The organism is Roseibium sp., assembly GCF_039982295.1.
Taxonomy (GTDB): Bacteria; Pseudomonadota; Alphaproteobacteria; order Rhizobiales; family Stappiaceae; genus Roseibium.
This window is the reverse complement of the sequence record NZ_JBDWYP010000003.1, coordinates 76,519-92,770: the sequence shown is the minus strand read 5'-3', so window position 1 is coordinate 92,770 and position 16,252 is coordinate 76,519. Positions and strand designations below refer to the sequence as shown.

Below are 16,252 nucleotides of genomic sequence, written 5' to 3'. Positions count from 1 at the left end.
ACCCCTAAAGTGAGACGTCCGATATTGAAGGCGAGTATTGGCGGGCGACCTTGTGCGAGGGTTGCGCAAGACAAGACCATGTTGAAAACAAAAAAAGCCGCGCCCGAAGGCGCGGCTTTCAGCCATCCGAAGGTCGAATGGATTACTGGAACAGCGACAGAATGTTCTGGCTGTTGGAGTTAGCAATCGACAGAGCCTGAATACCGAGCTGCTGCTGAACCTGCAGAGCCTGGAGGCGGGTCGATTCTTCGTTCATGTCAGCGTCAACCAGCTGACCAACACCACGGTCAATCGCATCCGTCAGTTCGGACACGAAGTCCATCTGAAGGTCAACACGGCTCTTGACGGAACCGAGCAGGGTCGCTGCATCGGTGATGTCTTCGAGAGCGGCGTCAATACCGGCAACGAGAGTGTCGATGCTGGCAGCGTCAGCGTCGGTCAGTGCGGAGATGTCGAAATCCGCAATGCCGTCACCTGAAATGCCTGCAAGAGCAGCAAAGCCGCGGTCCTGATCCAGGATACCAGTGGTACCACCGGCGGAATCATAGAGCTGGACAGCGGTCAGATCGACGGAAGTCGTCTGAATGTCGACCGAACCACCTGCACGGGTGAACGAGGACACGATTTCAGCAGACGTCACGGTCGTGACATCGGAAGACAGCCAGTTCTCACCGTTGAACACAGAAGACTCGCCAATGGTCTGCAGCTGGTTCTGAAGTTCAGTGATGTCTGACTGGATCTTCGCGCGGTCAACACCTTCCGAGCTGGCTGCAACCACTTTTGCCTTGATTTCGTTCATGACATCAACGGTCGATTCCATTGATGTGTACATGACGTCGATCGTAGCAGCACCGAGACCAAGAGCATCTTCAACAGCGGACAATGCCATGTTGTCAGAGCGCATGGTGGTCGCGATGGACCAGTAAGCCGCGTTGTCTTCGGCGCCGTTCACACGGTAACCGGTAGAAATACGGCTCTGAACTTCCGACATGGATTTGTTGGTGGAGTTCAGGGTCTGCAAAGCGGTCATTGCAGAAGCGTTTGTCATAAGGCTAGACATGATGTGTCCCTTTCAAGTTTTAAGTTGGAAGAATGGGACATGCCGGGTTCTCACCGGCACGGCAGGGCGGCTTCATGCCTTTGAGCCTTGGTTAGGTTCGGCTCAACCTGTCGTGATTTCAACCTAGCAAGCGATGCTTGTGCGAAGCTTGCCAGGTGAACTGAGGTCAGAAGAAAGATCTGACAAGACTGCCAACCAGAAGATTCCAGCCGTCAATCAGAACGAAAAACAGCGCCTTGAACGGTAGCGAAATCACCGTTGGCGGCAACATCATCATACCCATGGACATGGTGATGGTCGCAACGATCATGTCGATGACCAGAAAGGGCAGCGCGATGAGAAAGCCAATCTCGAACCCGCGTCGAAGTTCCGAAACCATGAAGGCCGGAATAAGCACACGCAGCTCGACGTCCTCTGCCGAGGCCGCCTCTTCATCCGTCACACGACCCAGCGCCAGATCGTCGAACAGAACCAGGTCCTCTTCGCGCACCTGGGTCAGCATGAACTCCCGGAACGGTTCCGTGATCTCTTCATACGCCTGCGCCTCGGTAATCTCGTTGTTCATCAGGGGCGTTACCCCCCTTGTCCAGGCCGCGTCGAAAGTGGGGGCCATGACGTAGAATGTCATGAACAGAGACAAGGAGATCAGGATCAGGTTGCCCGGCGTGGTTTGCAGGCCGATGCCGCTGCGCAGAAACGAAAAAGCGATCGCGAAGCGTGTGAAACTGGTCACCATGATCAAGATGCCCGGCGCGACCGACAAGACAGTCATCAAGGCAATGATCTGAACGATCCGACCGCTGGCACTACCCTCGCCTTCCGGCAGCAGTGTCGAGAGATCGGGAACCTGGGCAGCAGCCGTACCGGCTGTGACCAGAAGAAGCAAAGCGGCTATGCCAATACGCATTACTGGATCACCAGGGATTCAAGGATGATTTCGCGGACGGCACCTTTTGATCGGGCCACGGCCCGCTCGTTCAGATCTTCCCGAAGGTGTTGCAGACCGACAGCTCCCTCGATGTGAGAGATCGTAAGCGTTCTGAGATAGGCCAGCATGTCTTCTTCGATATGACCTGTCAGAATGCCGATATCATCGATGGGCTGCTCGGAAAGAACCACCGAGGCTTGAAGACGGATCCAGGCATCGCGTGGTGCCGCCAGATTGGTGACCAGCGGATTCAAGGTACGCAATCTCGCATTTTGGACATTCAAGGAAACACCCGCGGCATCATCCTCCAGGTTCAGGAATTCTTGCTGAACGCTGGTGCGCGTGAAATCCACCAAATGCGCGGCAAGCATTGCGCCCGTTCCTGCCGAGATCATGGTCAACACGACGAAACCTATCCAGAAGGATGCCCGCGCCTCGTTTGCCCCGTAACGCTCATGCCCGGAGGGCGCTGAAAGAAGCTTCATGAAATCTGACCTTCCAGCTTAGAACGGCGTGACAACATCATAGATCTGCTGGCCCCAGCCAGGCTGTTGCACCTCGGTAAGGCGCCCGCGGCCGCCGTAGGAAACACGGGCCTCTGCGATCTTGTCATAGGGAATGGTATTGTTGCTTTGAATGTCGCGCGGCCGCACGATCCCAGCGATGTTGAGCACCCGCATTTCGTAGTTGACGCGGATCTCCTGGGAGCCTGCAATGACCAGATTTCCGTTGGGCAGACGATCCGTGACCACTGCGGCAACCGAGAATTCAATCTCTTCGGAGCGGTCAATCGACCCCTTTCCGGCAGACGACGAGCCGGTATCAAGACCGAGATCAGCGTCACCTCCCACGGAACTGCCATCCCATCCCGCAGACAAGTCCCCACCGATCCCCAGCGAGGAGGTGCGGCTGCGGTCTGACGTATTGTCCAGAGTTGCCTTGTCGTTGATTGCGATCTTGACGGTCACGACATCACCGACCCGGCGTGCACGCGGGTCTGAGAAAAAATCTTCCCTGTCGCTGACCCAAAGCGAATTGTAGTCCTTGACCGCGCCTGGAGTGAACGTGTTGAGCGGATAGGCCGCACGCGGTTGAGCCGCGAGCCCATAGCCGACGGGTGACATGTTGGGAGCCTTTCCCACGTCCTGAAGCTGGCCGGCACAGGCCGCCAGACCTAGACTGAGGCAGATTGGAACAATCAAACGCATCAAAAACCTCCGGCGCCTTCTGGGTCGGCAAATCCGACCATGGCCTGGGTGAGTTGGGCGGCACGAGCCGGATCCATTTCATCGAGAATGCTGCTCGCAACGCGGGCCTTGAGCTTCAGCAGAACGCCCATCGCAGTTTCTTCATCGGAGGTCGCCAGCTGCGCTGCGGCAGTTTCAGGTCGCATCCGCGAAACAATGGAGACGACATGGCCTTCAACCTCGGAAAGTAGCCGCTCGCGTCGTTCGACCCAGGCTTCGAACTCATGCTGTTTGCGCTCGAGTTTTTCGACCTGCTGGCGAACCTTCGCCTCAAGGGAAACCAACTGCCACGTCTGCCAGGACAGGCGCGCCTCTTCTGCCGAGGCTGCGATATTCTTGCAGTAAAGCTCTGCATCGCTCCGCTGCTCTTCCTCCACAACCAGAACCGGCTTGGACACTGGCTGTGCCGACAATGGCAGGACAGAAAGAGAGATCGCAAAACAACAGGCGAAAAGGTGAGTTTGCACCGAACCGTAACCTGCATTGTTTATGGCCATGGACTGTCGTCCTTTCTGGGAATTTCTTTGAAAAGACTATTTCGCAGGATGCTTGTGCGGGGCTGACGGTTGAGGCTTATTGGATTATCAAGTCCGCCTGAAGCGCACCCGCAGTCTTGATCGCCTGCAAAATCGCGATGATGCCGGTCGGTTTGAGCCCGATACGATTCAAGCCGCGCACAAGCGTGGGAAGATCTGTGCCACCGACAAAAGCCAGCTGCCCGCCCTCCTGCTGCGCATCGACATAGGTCCGCGGCACCGTGACGGTCTCGCCATTTTGCGAGAATGGAGAAGGCTGGGAGACCTCCGGCGTTTCTGTGATCCGGACAGTCAAATTGCCATGGGTGATCGCGACCGTTGAAATCTGAACCTCTCGGCCGATCACCACCGTTCCCGTTCGCTCATCGATGACAACCTTCGCCGACTGATCAGGCTGCACCCTGAGCGCCTCGATCTCGGCAACAAACCGCGTCAGACTGATTTTGCCCGGAGGAGTAAGATCGACGGTACGATAATCCCGCTCCTTGGCGACCGCCTTTCCATACCTCTGCCGCGCATGGCGATTGATCGCATCTGTAATCCGCACGGCTGTGCGAAAATCAGGATTGTTCAGCTCCAGGACCAGGTTCGGGATATTCGCAAAGCGAGCAGGTATATTCTGTTCGATCAGCGCGCCATTGGGCACACGGCCCGCAGTCGGAATACCCTGTGTCAGGCTCTCGGCCTGCCCCGCTTCCGCAAATCCGGAGACAGCCACAGCGCCTTGCGCCACCGCATAGATTCGACCGTCTGCACCAAGAAGCGGAGTGGCAATCAACGTGCCGCCGGCAAGAGACGTCGCGTCTCCAAGTGACGCCACACTGACATCGACCCGCGAGCCCTTGCCGATAAACGCAGGCATTTCAGCCGTCACCACGACAGCCGCCACGTTACGTGTTCGCAGCCTTGAATCGCGAACATTGACGCCAAGGCTGTCGAGCATCGACTGAAGGGATTGCTCCGTAAACGGCGAGTTTCTGAGACTGTCGCCCGAACCCTTTAGCCCGAGCACAAGACCATAACCAACAAGCTGGTTGTCTCGGACACCCTGCAGGGAAGCGATATCCTTGATCCGCACCATCGCATGTGACGGCGCAGCAGCCAGCACCACCAGAAGAAAAATCAGAAGTCGGCGCATGCATTTAATTCCCTGCTCGAATGGATCCGTCGGACTGCACGGTGCCAATCACCACAACGCCGCTATCAATGTTGCGAACCCTGACCGTCGCGCCTGAACTGCCGGACTGCAGAGCTTCCACCTGCATCACGATCCGCAAGCCCTGTTCGCGAAAGACCAGCTTGGCCGCATCCCCTCGCTTCACCAGAAGCTGCTCGGTGATCGCATTGATCGGTACGGGCTTGCCCGGCAGCAGCGTCCGCCGCGCGACCATGCCAATCAACTCATTGCGGTGGGACACCACCGCGAACTGTTGGGTCGTTCGCTCGGGGAAACGTCGTTCGACGATATTCTGCCCCGACAACTGATCGCCTGGATGGATCGTCACGCGCGGCACGGGCAACTGGACGCCAGCCGCATAAAGCTGTGCGGGAACAAGCGCCCCTGCAGCAAAGAGAAAAAGCCGGGCAAATTTGGATTTCCGGAGCATCCGGTGTCTCCCGTTAAAGGTCTAGCGGATGCCGTTGGTCACGGTGCCAGCCATCTCGTCAGCTGCCTTGATGACCTTGGAATTCATTTCATAGCCACGTTGAGCAGATATCAGCGCAGTGATCTCTTTCACCGGATCGACATTGGATTCCTCCTGATAGCCCTGACGGATCAGACCGAAGCCAGGATCGCCAGCAACGCCCGCAACGGGGACACCAGATGCCGGCGTTTCCCTGAACAGGTTGCCGCCGATGGCCTCAAGGCCAACATCATTGGCGAAATTCGCCAGTGTGAGCTGACCAAGCTCCTGAGGTTCCAGCTCTCCGTCGACCTGCGCATAGACCTGGCCAGACTCGTTGATGACGATGGAAATCGTATCCTCTGGGAAGACAATGGCCGGCTCGACAGCGTAGCCATCGATGGTCACAAGACGCCCGTCTGCGTTTTTGTTGAACGATCCGGCACGAGTGTAGAGCGTTTCATCGTCGGGACCTGTCACTTCGAACCAACCGCGGCCGTCGAGCGCCACATCGAGCTGGTTACCGGTGTTGGCGAGCGTGCCTTGAGCATGCAGCTTGCGTATGCCGGATGTCTTGACTCCCAGCCCGAGTTGCGCGCCTTCGGGAACAGGATCTTCACCGCCCCGGTTTGGCACGCCCTGCAGGCGTTCTGCCTGATAAAGCAGGTCGGAGAACTCGGCCTGCGCCCGTTTGAATGCTGTCGTGTTCATGTTCGCGATGTTGTTCGCGATCACTTCGACATTGAGCTGCTGCGCGCTCATGCCGGTCGCTGCGATGGCCAGAGCCTTCATGTCTGTCTCCTGAGGTTTAAAGCGCCGAAATCGATCGTCAGATCGTCATCCGGCTGATTTCCTGATAGGCGGTTACGACTTTGTCCCGAATGGCGATGGCCGTCTGCAGACTGGACTCCGCGGCCATCACCGCCTCAACCACCTGCTGCACGGATGCCTGCCCGTCGACACCGGCGATCGAGGCCGCCTCTCCTGCCTTGATCCGGTCAACAGCCTCCTGCGAAACATTTGCAAGCGTGTCTGTGAAGCTGACCTGTTCAACGCCGCCAACGCCATCAATGCCGTTCGGGGTAGTGACATAACGGGTCTCGGAAACCGACTTCATGATCCCGTCGGTTGCGGAACTCAGTCCGGAAAGCTGTTCAATCATGGCTTTAGTCCCTCAACAAACCGATGTGACGCATGACCATTTCGCGGGCCTGCGTCATGACTTTCAAATTGGCTTCATACGACCGGTTGGTCTCGCGCATGTCCGCCAGTTCCAGGAGGACATTCACGTTCGGCATTTTCACGTAACCGTTCTCGTCTGCCGCCGGATGCCCCGGCTCGTACTCGACGAGGAAAGGCGCGTTGTCCGTGCCGATATCCTTGACCTTCACAAGCGAAGCCGCCTGGGCGCGGTCGAACTCGCTCTCGAATGTGATGGTCTTGCGCGAATAGGGGTCGGAGCCAGCGGCATCGCCGGTCGAGCGCGCATTGGCGAGGTTCTCGGAGACAACCCGCAGTCGTTCCGATTGCGCCTGAAGGCCGGAGGACGCGATGTGCATGGTGGCTGAAAGGGGATCGGACATGATTACTTCACACTGGCTAGGTACATGCGATGGAATGACTTGGCGACGCTCGCATTCAGGGAGTGCGCCCGGGCGACTTCGCCGGTCTTGACGAGTTCCTGCTCAATGCTGACCGAGTTGCCGGAGTGGGTCACAAGCCAGCTGTCCGACTTGCGAACCTTCGAGGTTTCCGGCATGTCTGAGTTCGTCCCCATGTGGTTGCCATGGGTTGCCGTCATCGCCAGCCGTGTCTTGTCTATGACAGAGACAAAGGGCTCGACGTCCTTGGCCTTGAAGCCAGGCGTATTGGCATTGGCGATATTTTCCGCGATCGTGGCCTGGCGTGTAGACAGCCAGCCATTGCTCTGCGAAATGAGCTTCGTGAGATAGACCGGTTCCACGAGGATCCTCCAAACGACACGTTATGTTCGATTGAAGGGATAAGCGGTCTAGCTTGTCCGAGGCTGGCGGCACCATCTGGCGCATATGTCCGTCAACTCGATTGACCTGCGTCAATACAATTTGCGCTGGATGTGTCCATATTGGTCAGGGTCGCGATGTGCTGCGCATTGCAAAAGAATCTGCCCCTGACTGCCTCAATTGACGGGCGAGCAGCGCCAGTCATCTATCCCGCTGCCCGCCCAAGGAAAACAACATGCGCATTCGAAACATCTTGGTTGGACTGGTCGTCGTCGTCCTTCTGGCGGGCGGCAGTGCCGCGTACTGGTGGACACAGACGCGATCCGACCTGCCGGCTGAAATCGCGTCCGGCAACGGCAGAATTGAAGCGGAGACTGTTCAGGTTGCAACCAAGTCTGGCGGACGTGTTCTGGAAGTCCTTGTACAGGAAGGGGACTACGTCACCTCCGGACAGGTCTTGGCCCGGATCGACACAAACGAACTCACCGCGTCCCTGGCCGGCGCCGAGGCGAATGTAGCCGCTGCGAAGGACACGGTTGCATCCGCCACTGCGTTGATCGCCCAACGTCAGAGCGAACTCAAATACGCCGAGCAGGAACTCGAGAGAGCAAAAACGCTTGTGGCCAAGGGGCACATCTCACAACAAGAAGCCGATCAGCGACAGACATCCAAGGAAACAGCAGAAGCTGCACTGGCCGCCGCAAAGGCACAGCTCGCAAATGCCGAGAGTTCGGTTGATGCAGCAAGAGCTGAAGTCCGCAGAATTGGCACCCTGATCGAGGAAGCGGAACTGACTGCTCCGATCGCCGGTCGCGTACAGTATCGCCTGGCGGAGCCGGGTGAAGTGCTGTCCGCAGGTGGACGCGCGATCACGCTTATCGATCTGTCGGACGTTTATATGACGATATTCCTCCCGACAGCAGACGTCGGGCGCATTTTCATCGGCGCTGAAGCCAGGATCATTATCGACGCAGCCCCGGAATATGTAATTCCGGCCAGCGTGTCCTTCGTTTCCGCCGATGCCCAGTTCACACCGAGAGAGGTGGAAACCCGCACAGAGCGGGAAAAGCTGATGTTTCGTGTGAAGATCAAGATACCGGCCGATCTGTTGCGCGAGCATATCGAGAAGGTACGCACCGGACTGCCTGGAGAAGCCTACGTCATGATGGCACCAGGCACCGCATGGCCGGAACGCTTGACCGTCAATCTGCCACCGGTCGCGGAATGATCCAGATTGACAGTCAGGAGCGCAAAGATGACGACGCGCCATGCTGAGCAAGACAGAAATCCGACCGTAGCCCGCGTTGCTGGCGTCAGTCATGCGTATGGCAAGACGAAAGCCCTGGCGGATATCTCTCTCGATATTCCAACAGGTCTGATCACCGGCTTCATCGGGCCTGATGGCGTTGGAAAGTCCACCCTGCTCGGACTGTTATCAGGTGCCCGGAAACTGCAGTCTGGGTCCGTGCGTGTTCTTCAGGGTGACATGTCGGACAAGAGCCACCGGTCCAGTCTGCTGCCGCGCATTGCCTATATGCCTCAGGGATTGGGCAAGAACCTCTACATGGATCTGACTGTCCATGAAAACCTTGAGTTCTTTGGCCGATTGTTCAACCAGGCTCGTGCAGAGCGCGAGGCGCGCATCGAGGACCTGACCCGTAGCACGGGCCTCTTTGGCTTTCTCGACCGACCGGCAGGAAAGCTCTCCGGCGGTATGAAGCAGAAACTCGGATTGTGCTGCGCACTCATTCACGATCCCGACCTGCTTATTCTCGATGAGCCGACCACCGGCGTCGACCCTCTGTCGAGACGCCAGTTCTGGTCACTCATTGATCGTATCCGCGAGACCCGGCCAGGCATGAGTGTTTTGGTGGCGACGGCCTATATGGACGAGGCTGAAGGCTTCGACTGGCTCGTTGCCATGAATGACGGCGCAGTCCTTGCCCAAGGAACCCCCGCTCACATCAAGGCAAGTGGTCACGCCAAAAGCCTGGAGGACGCCTTCGTCAACCTCCTGCCCGGCAATGACGGCAAATCGCATGAAGCTCTGACGGTTCCACCCAGACCAGACAGCGCGGATGGAACGGCGATAGAGGCCCATGGTCTTGTCCAGAAGTTCGGAAATTTCACCGCGGTCGACCATGTCAGTTTCGAGATTGAAAAAGGCGAAATATTCGGCTTCCTCGGATCGAATGGCTGCGGCAAGACCACCACCATGAAGATGCTGACCGGATTGCTCGAGCCGACGGAAGGTGAGGCATGGATGTTCGGCGAAAAGATCGACGGCAAGCGCCTCGAAAGCCGCGAACGCGTCGGCTACATGTCCCAGTCGTTCTCCTTGTACACAGAACTCACCGTTGCGCAGAACCTTGTTCTTCACGCACAGCTGTTTCAAATGCCCGCCGGGGATATTCCTCGTCGCGTCGAAGAATTGACACGACGTTTTGGTCTCGAAAACTACGTCGACGACCTGCCAACAAAACTGCCTCTGGGTGTACGCCAGCGCCTGTCTCTCGCGGTCGCCATTGTCCATCGTCCTGAGGTTCTGATCCTGGATGAGCCGACATCAGGCGTTGATCCGATCGCCCGGGACGAATTCTGGGAGCTTTTGATTGATCTCTCGCGCAATCAGGGCGTGACCATCTTCATCAGCACACATTTTATGAACGAAGGCGCTCGCTGCGATCGCATTTCCCTCATGCACGCAGGCAAGGTCCTTGCTTGCGCCGCGCCGCAGGAGCTGATCAAGGAAATTGGCGCAAGCACCCTTGAAGAGGCCTTCATCACCTACCTGGAAAGTGCGACCGGAGAACATGAAGAGCAAGCCGAGCCTCCGCAACGCGCACTTGCCGCTGAAACGGCCGACGTCGCAGAGGCTCAACATGCTGCCGCGCAGACGCGCTTTTCCCTGCGCAGACTGAAGGCCTATTCCATTCGGGAAGCCAAGGAGCTCTTGCGGGATCCGGTCCGTCTCGCAGTCGCGCTCGCCGGAACCATGGTCTTGATGCTTGTCTTCGGCTTCGGCATCACCACGGACGTCGAGAACCTGACCTATGCGGTCCTCGACAATGATCGCTCCGTCGAAAGCCGACAATATGTCGAAAGCCTTGCTGGCTCTCGGTACTTTAGTGAAGAACCTGCTCTTGAAGACCAGGCCGACCTGCAGACAAGGCTGAGAAGCGGCGACATTGCGCTTGCGGTCGAACTACCGCCCGACTTTGGCAAGGATCTGATCAAGGGCTCTGTGCCGGAGGTGGCAGTGACGATTGACGGGGCAATGCCGTACCGTGCCGAGACCATCTCCGGTTATGTCGACGGACTGCATGAAACCTACATTCTGGAGCAATACGCGAGGGTCTATGGGGAGCAGCCCGACCTGCTGTCTGTCGATATCGAGCCGCGCTTTCGGTACAATCAGGATTTCAAGAGCGTCTACGCCATGGTGCCATCTGTTCTGGCCCTGCTGCTCCTGTTCATTCCGGCGATTCTGACCGCTGTCAGTGTCGTTCGTGAGAAAGAACTGGGCTCGATCACAAACCTCTATGTGACACCGATCAGCCGCTTTGAGTTTCTCGTCGGCAAGCAGCTACCCTACATCGGCATTGGTTTGGTCAACTTCACTCTCATGGCCTTAATGGCGGTGTTCGTCTTTGATGTCCCGATCAAGGGAAGCCTGCCAACACTCTTGCTCGGCACAGTGATCTACATATTTACAACCACTGCTTTCGGCCTCTTCTTCTCGACCTTTACCCGGACCCAGGTGGCCGCCATCGCGGGCACGGCGATCGGAACCATGCTGCCGGCTGTCCAGTTCTCGGGACTCATGCAGCCTGTCTCATCGTTGGAGGGAGTTGGCGCGTTCATCGGCGCAACATATCCGACATCGCATTTTTTGCTCATCAGCGTCGGCACCTTCACCAAGGGCCTCGGCCTGATGGATCTGTCAGCCAGCTTTCTAGCGCTGGTTCCAGCTGGTCCGCTTCTTCTGGCAGCCAGCGTTCTGCTTTTGGCGAAACAGGAGCAGTAAGATGAGGCAGCTGAGAAACATTCTGCGCCTGGGCTTCAAGGAGCTCTACAGCCTACGTCGCGACGTCGTGCTGCTCATCCTCATCGGGTGGGCCTTCAGCGTCGGCATCTATGCCGCAGCCTCCGGCTTTTCGGTTGACCTCAGAAATGCAGCCATTGCCATCGTCGATGAAGATCGCTCCCAGCTGACGATCCGCATCCGAGAGGCGCTACTCCCCCCTGAATTCAAGGAACCCGTACTGATTTCCTTCCCGGAGATCGACCCAGGCATGGACACCGGGACCTATTCCTTTGTTCTGGTCTTTCCAGACGGGTTTGAGCAGGACGTCCTGGCAGGCAATCAGCCGGAAGTTCAGGTCAATATCGATGCAACAGCGACCATGCAGGCCGGGATCGGGGCAAATTACATTGCCAACATCATCTCTCAGGAGATTACCCGCTTTTCCGCCGAACTGGGTGAAACCACGAGCCTGCCTCTCGAGCTGGTCACACGCTTTGCGTTCAACCCCAACCTCACCAGCAGCTGGTTCAGCTCCGTCATGGAGCTGATCAACAACGTCACCATGCTGACGGTCGTCCTCACCGGCGCAGCGTTTATTCGCGAGCGAGAGCACGGAACCCTTGAGCATCTCATGGTGATGCCGGTCAGCCCTTTCGAGATCATGATGGCAAAGGTCTGGGCAAATGGCCTGGTGATCGTGGTGGCCGTGGCCTTTGCGCTCTGGGTGGTCATCGAAACAATGCTCAAGGTGCCGGTCGCCGGGTCTATCCCTTTGTTTTTGCTCGGCACCACGCTCTATCTTTTCTTTGCCTCTGCGCTGGGAATCCTTCTTGGAACCATCGCCCGGTCCATGCCCCAATTCGGCCTGTTGTTCATCTTGATCGTGCTTCCGATGAACCTCTTGTCTGGTGGCGAGACGCCGCTGGAAAGCCAGCCGATGCTGCTTCAAAGCTTCATGCGGCTCGTTCCGTCGACACAGTTCGTCAGCTTCGCGCAGGCGATCCTTTACCGGGGGGCCGGGTTCGACATCGTCTGGTTCGAGTTTCTGACAGTGACCCTGGTCGGTCTTGCGCTGTTCGCCCTGGCGGCCCATCGTTTCAGAAGCAGTATTTCAAGCGGAAAATGATCCGCGCGGCCCACGCCAACAGGTCCAGCTTTCACGCTAGACCGCTTCACCTGCGAAGAACTCGGGGTCATAGCCCTTGCTGGCCATGAGAAGCTCGCGCGTATAAGCCTCTTTCGGCTCCGAGCGACGCATCTGGTCGACGCTCAGCACCTCAACAACCTTGCCGTGGCTCATGACCGCAATCTCCTCACACATGTGAGCAACGACCGCGAGATCATGGGTCACCATCAGATAAGTCAGGTTCCGTTCAGCCCTGAGATCCGAAAGAAGGTTCAGGACTTCCGCCTGAACGGAGACATCGAGAGCCGATGTCGGTTCATCCAGCAACAGAATTTGCGGTTCCAACATCAGTGCCCTGGCGACTGCAACACGTTGACGTTGCCCACCGGAAAGCTGGTGCGGATAGCGAAAGCGAAAAGCCTTGCCGAGCCCCACATCGTCGAGCGCCTTGAGAACCCTGGTTTCAACATCGCCAATGCCATGCAGGCCCAGAGGCTCTGAGAGGATCCGGTCAACCGTATGGCGAGGATGCAGCGATGCATAGGGATCCTGGAACACCATCTGCATCTTCCGGTAAAACGCTTTGCCCCGCTTCGGAGCAAGCACCTTGCCTTCGACACAAATCCGGCCATCCCAATCGGCAATCAATCCGCTGATCGCCCGCAGCACGGTCGACTTCCCGGAGCCGCTCTCACCAACGAGGCCATAGCTGCCGCCCTTCTTGACCTTGAAGGAGACACTGTTCACAGCCTGAAAGAAGTCATCACCTTCACCGAAGTAGACATTCAGATCTGCTACTTCCAGCATCGGTTGGTCCATCCGTCCCGCTCCTGCATCATCAGTCATAGGCCACAACACTTTCCTGATCTCGCCACGCCGGATCCCGGTCAAGCACCTCAAGTTTTGCCTTCGGCTCATCGATTTGCGGCAAGGCCGCAAGAAGACCACGTGTATAGGGATGTTGGGCGTTGTGAAGCTCGCTGGCCTTGCAAGTTTCGACGATCTTGCCGCCATACATGATGATCACGCGATCGCAGAAAGAGGACACCAGTTGGAGATCATGGCTGATGAAAATCAGGCCCATGCCGCGGTCCTTCACCAGCTTGTCCATGATCGCAAGAACACGCATCTGAACGGTAACGTCCAAAGCTGATGTCGGCTCATCCGCGATCAGCAGGTCAGGATCGGGGATCAGCATCATTGCAATCATGATGCGCTGTCCCATACCTCCGGAAACCTCATGGGGATAGCTGTTGTAGACACGCTCCGGCTCGCGGATTTGCACCGCCTCCAGCATTTCAATCGCCTTACGCTTGGCAGCGCCACGAGATGCGCCGCTGTGCAGTCGATAGGCTTCCGAGATCTGCTTTCCGACCGTCATCACCGGGTTCAGCGAGAACTTCGGGTCCTGCATGACCATCGAGATTTTGTGTCCGCGCACATCGCGCATCTGTCGCTCGGAATAGTCTAGGAGATTATCGCCCTTGAAGTTGATCTCCTTGGCAGTCATCTGACCCGGAGACCGGACAAGACGCAAGATCGATCGACCCGTCATGGACTTGCCTGAACCACTCTCGCCGACGATGCCGACACGCTCCCGGCCGACAGCAAATGAAATTCCGCGGACAGCCTCGACAATCCCGTTTCTGGTTGGAAAGCGGACCCACAGGTCTTCAACGCGCAAAAGGGTTTCTTGTTCGTTCATTGCCCCGACCTCACGACTTCGATTTCTTTGGGTCGAGAATGTCCCGAAGGCCATCACCCAGGAGGTTGAAGCCAAGCGAGACGATAAAAATCGCAAGGCCTGGCATGGTCGCAACCCACCACTGATCAAGAATGAACTTCCTGCCAGCTGAAATCATCGCACCCCATTCCGGCATGGGCGGCTGCGCGCCCAGGCCAAGAAATCCAAGGCCGGCAGCTGTCAGAATGATACCTGCCATGTCGAGTGTCATACGAACGATGATCGAAGAAAGGCAGAGCGGCCAAATATGCCTGACGATGATATGCAAGGTCCCCGCACCCTGAAGACGGACAGCGGAAATGAAATCCGAATTACGGATCGTCAGCGTCTCCGCGCGCGCAATACGCGCATATGCAGGCCATGCAGTGATGGAAATCGCAAGGATCGCGTTTTCAATGCCTGCTCCAAGAGCCGCCACAAAGGCCAATGCCAAGACAAGTTTTGGGAACGCCAGAAAAATATCTGTGACGCGCATGAGCACTTCATCAATCCAGCCGCCGAGATAGCCAGCGAAGGTCCCGACCAGGAGCCCGAACACCGGCGCGGTCACCGCCACCAGAGTCACAATGAAAAGCGTAATGCGTGATCCGTAAATAATCCGACTGAGAATATCCCGCCCGAGTTCATCTGATCCGAGCAGATATCCATTCACTCCGGGCGGCGACAGCCGCTTGGCCAGATCCTGTGTCAGAGGGTCGACGGGGGCCAGGAATGGCGCGAACATCGCACAAAACACCAGCACCAGGAGAATGAGGAAACCCAGGAATGCAAGAGGGTTGGAAACAAGCTTCAGCCAACCAAGGTAGAATTGGATGGACTTCGCCTGAAACCTTGACGCGGGAACATCAGTCGAAAGCCAGGCTTTCAGGCCAGAGAGTTCTGTCTGTTCGCTCATGTCAGCGTGCCCTCGGGTCGACGAACTTGTAGAGAATATCGGACAGGAGATTGAGGCCGACAAAGACGAGACCAACGATGACAGTGCCGCCAAGCACCGCGTTCATGTCGGCCGAGAGGAGAGCATTCGTGATGTAGTTACCCAGACCAGGCCAGGCGAAAATCACCTCCGTCAGCACCGAGCCCTCAAGCAGCGTCGCGTAGCTCAGAACGATGACGGTAATCAAGGGGATCATGACGTTCCCAAGTGCATGTCGCCAGATCACCTTGGTTTCGGAAAGGCCCTTTACCCGCGCCGTCGTGATGTACTCCTGGCCAAGCTGCTCAAGCATGAACGACCGCGTCATTCGACTGATATAGGCCAGCGAATAGTACCCGAGGATTGAGGCCGGCAGGATGATGTGACTAACCGCGTTCCAGAAGATGGTCCAATCGCGCACAATCAGACTGTCGATCAGGATCATGCCTGTCACTGAGGGAACGATGTCCACGTAGTAGATGTCCAGGCGGCCAGGCCCGCCGACCCATCCAAGCTTTCCATAGAAAATCAGCAATCCGATCAGACCAATCCAGAAGATTGGCATCGAATAGCCAAACAGGCCGATAAAGCGAAGGATCTGGTCTTGCCAACGGCCTTCATTGACTGCTGCAATTACGCCCGCGGGAATTCCCAGAACAACACCGATGATGGTTGCCAGCGTTGCAAGTTCCAGCGTCGCCGGGAAGACCCTTGCGATGTCCTGAAGGACAGGCCGCGCAGTCAGCGTCGACATGCCAAAGTCGCCCGTGATCACGTCCCAGACGTAATAAAAGAACTGAACGACAAGCGGCTTGTCGAGGCCGAGCTGTTTGTAGGCAGCTTCATAAATCTCGTTGGATGCCCGTTCGCCGACAACAGCCAGAACGGGATCGATCGGCATCACTCGCGCTATAAGAAACGTGACGAACAGCAGTCCGAACAACGTCGCCAAGATCGAAAAAAGGACAACGCCAAGGCGCTTGATCCGTCGAACGAAAGGCGAGGCGGCCTTACGCCGCCTCGCCTCCGGAGTGATGTCGACACTCGTCATATTGTGCTTGCCG

18 protein-coding genes are annotated in these 16,252 nt (G+C 57.1%); 3 read left to right on the top strand and 15 right to left on the bottom strand.

Annotated features, from left to right (window positions below; all coding sequences use genetic code 11):
- Window positions 1-142 precede the first annotated feature (142 nt).
- The 11 genes from ABJZ52_RS00515 to flgB all read right to left on the bottom strand — a co-directional run bounded on the left by ABJZ52_RS00515 (window position 143) and on the right by flgB (window position 7,359).
- Window positions 143-1,060 (bottom strand): flagellin, encoded by a 918-nt coding sequence (locus tag ABJZ52_RS00515; RefSeq protein WP_348184425.1) that lies wholly within the window; start codon window positions 1,058-1,060, stop codon window positions 143-145.
- A gap of 166 nt (window positions 1,061-1,226) precedes the next feature.
- A complete protein-coding gene (fliP, locus tag ABJZ52_RS00510; RefSeq protein WP_348184424.1) occupies window positions 1,227-1,967 on the bottom strand; it encodes a flagellar type III secretion system pore protein FliP in 741 nt (246 codons plus the stop codon).
- The gene (locus ABJZ52_RS00505; RefSeq protein WP_348184423.1) at window positions 1,967-2,473 is read right to left on the bottom strand and encodes a flagellar basal body-associated FliL family protein; all 507 of its coding nucleotides are present in this window, start codon (window positions 2,471-2,473) and stop codon (window positions 1,967-1,969) included. The genes fliP and ABJZ52_RS00505 overlap by 1 nt, the downstream gene beginning before the upstream one ends.
- Window positions 2,474-2,491: 18 nt before the next feature.
- Window positions 2,492-3,196, bottom strand: a complete 705-nt coding sequence (gene flgH / locus ABJZ52_RS00500; RefSeq protein ID WP_348184422.1) for a flagellar basal body L-ring protein FlgH — start codon at window positions 3,194-3,196, stop codon at window positions 2,492-2,494.
- Window positions 3,196-3,732, bottom strand: a complete 537-nt coding sequence (locus ABJZ52_RS00495; RefSeq protein WP_348184421.1) for a MotE family protein — start codon at window positions 3,730-3,732, stop codon at window positions 3,196-3,198. Before ABJZ52_RS00495 ends, flgH begins: the two co-directional genes overlap by 1 nt.
- A 76-nt stretch (window positions 3,733-3,808) precedes the next feature.
- Window positions 3,809-4,909 carry a flagellar basal body P-ring protein FlgI gene (gene flgI / locus ABJZ52_RS00490; protein ID WP_348184420.1) on the bottom strand — a complete coding sequence of 367 codons (1,101 nt, stop codon included), beginning with the start codon at window positions 4,907-4,909 and terminating at the stop codon, window positions 3,809-3,811.
- Between the two features lie 4 nt (window positions 4,910-4,913).
- The gene (flgA, locus tag ABJZ52_RS00485) at window positions 4,914-5,378 is read right to left on the bottom strand and encodes a flagellar basal body P-ring formation chaperone FlgA (protein ID WP_348184419.1); all 465 of its coding nucleotides are present in this window, start codon (window positions 5,376-5,378) and stop codon (window positions 4,914-4,916) included.
- A 21-nt stretch (window positions 5,379-5,399) separates the two neighbouring features.
- A complete protein-coding gene (gene flgG / locus ABJZ52_RS00480) occupies window positions 5,400-6,188 on the bottom strand; it encodes a flagellar basal-body rod protein FlgG (protein WP_348184418.1) in 789 nt (262 codons plus the stop codon).
- 37 nt (window positions 6,189-6,225) lie between these two features.
- Window positions 6,226-6,558: a flagellar hook-basal body complex protein FliE gene (locus ABJZ52_RS00475; protein ID WP_192109446.1), complete on the bottom strand. Its 333-nt coding sequence runs from the start codon at window positions 6,556-6,558 to the stop codon at window positions 6,226-6,228.
- Between the two features lie 4 nt (window positions 6,559-6,562).
- The gene (gene flgC, locus ABJZ52_RS00470; RefSeq protein ID WP_348184417.1) at window positions 6,563-6,979 is read right to left on the bottom strand and encodes a flagellar basal body rod protein FlgC; all 417 of its coding nucleotides are present in this window, start codon (window positions 6,977-6,979) and stop codon (window positions 6,563-6,565) included.
- Window positions 6,980-6,981: 2 nt separating this feature from the next.
- Entirely contained in the window at window positions 6,982-7,359 is a 378-nt protein-coding gene (gene flgB / locus ABJZ52_RS00465; RefSeq protein ID WP_348184416.1) for a flagellar basal body rod protein FlgB, read from the bottom strand.
- A gap of 254 nt (window positions 7,360-7,613) precedes the next feature.
- On the opposite strand from flgB, the gene ABJZ52_RS00460 reads away from it, so the two are divergent.
- The 3 genes from ABJZ52_RS00460 to ABJZ52_RS00450 are packed head-to-tail and all read left to right on the top strand — an operon-like array spanning window position 7,614 to window position 12,531.
- A complete protein-coding gene (locus ABJZ52_RS00460) occupies window positions 7,614-8,606 on the top strand; it encodes an HlyD family efflux transporter periplasmic adaptor subunit (protein WP_348184415.1) in 993 nt (330 codons plus the stop codon).
- A gap of 27 nt (window positions 8,607-8,633) precedes the next feature.
- Window positions 8,634-11,405, top strand: coding sequence for a ribosome-associated ATPase/putative transporter RbbA (gene rbbA / locus ABJZ52_RS00455; RefSeq protein WP_348184414.1), 2,772 nt, complete (start codon window positions 8,634-8,636; stop codon window positions 11,403-11,405).
- A 1-nt stretch (window position 11,406) separates the two neighbouring features.
- Window positions 11,407-12,531: an ABC transporter permease gene (locus ABJZ52_RS00450; RefSeq protein ID WP_348184413.1), complete on the top strand. Its 1,125-nt coding sequence runs from the start codon at window positions 11,407-11,409 to the stop codon at window positions 12,529-12,531.
- Between the two features lie 36 nt (window positions 12,532-12,567).
- Here ABJZ52_RS00450 and ABJZ52_RS00445 read toward each other — a convergent pair whose 3' ends face one another.
- The 4 genes from ABJZ52_RS00445 to ABJZ52_RS00430 are packed head-to-tail and all read right to left on the bottom strand — an operon-like array spanning window position 12,568 to window position 16,239.
- Window positions 12,568-13,338, bottom strand: coding sequence for an ABC transporter ATP-binding protein (locus ABJZ52_RS00445; protein ID WP_348184433.1), 771 nt, complete (start codon window positions 13,336-13,338; stop codon window positions 12,568-12,570).
- A gap of 31 nt (window positions 13,339-13,369) precedes the next feature.
- Window positions 13,370-14,236 carry an ABC transporter ATP-binding protein gene (locus ABJZ52_RS00440; protein ID WP_348184412.1) on the bottom strand — a complete coding sequence of 289 codons (867 nt, stop codon included), beginning with the start codon at window positions 14,234-14,236 and terminating at the stop codon, window positions 13,370-13,372.
- Window positions 14,237-14,246: 10 nt separating this feature from the next.
- Window positions 14,247-15,170 carry an ABC transporter permease gene (locus tag ABJZ52_RS00435; RefSeq protein WP_348184411.1) on the bottom strand — a complete coding sequence of 308 codons (924 nt, stop codon included), beginning with the start codon at window positions 15,168-15,170 and terminating at the stop codon, window positions 14,247-14,249.
- Window position 15,171: 1 nt separating this feature from the next.
- The gene (locus tag ABJZ52_RS00430; protein WP_348184410.1) at window positions 15,172-16,239 is read right to left on the bottom strand and encodes an ABC transporter permease; all 1,068 of its coding nucleotides are present in this window, start codon (window positions 16,237-16,239) and stop codon (window positions 15,172-15,174) included.
- Window positions 16,240-16,252: the final 13 nt, after the last annotated feature.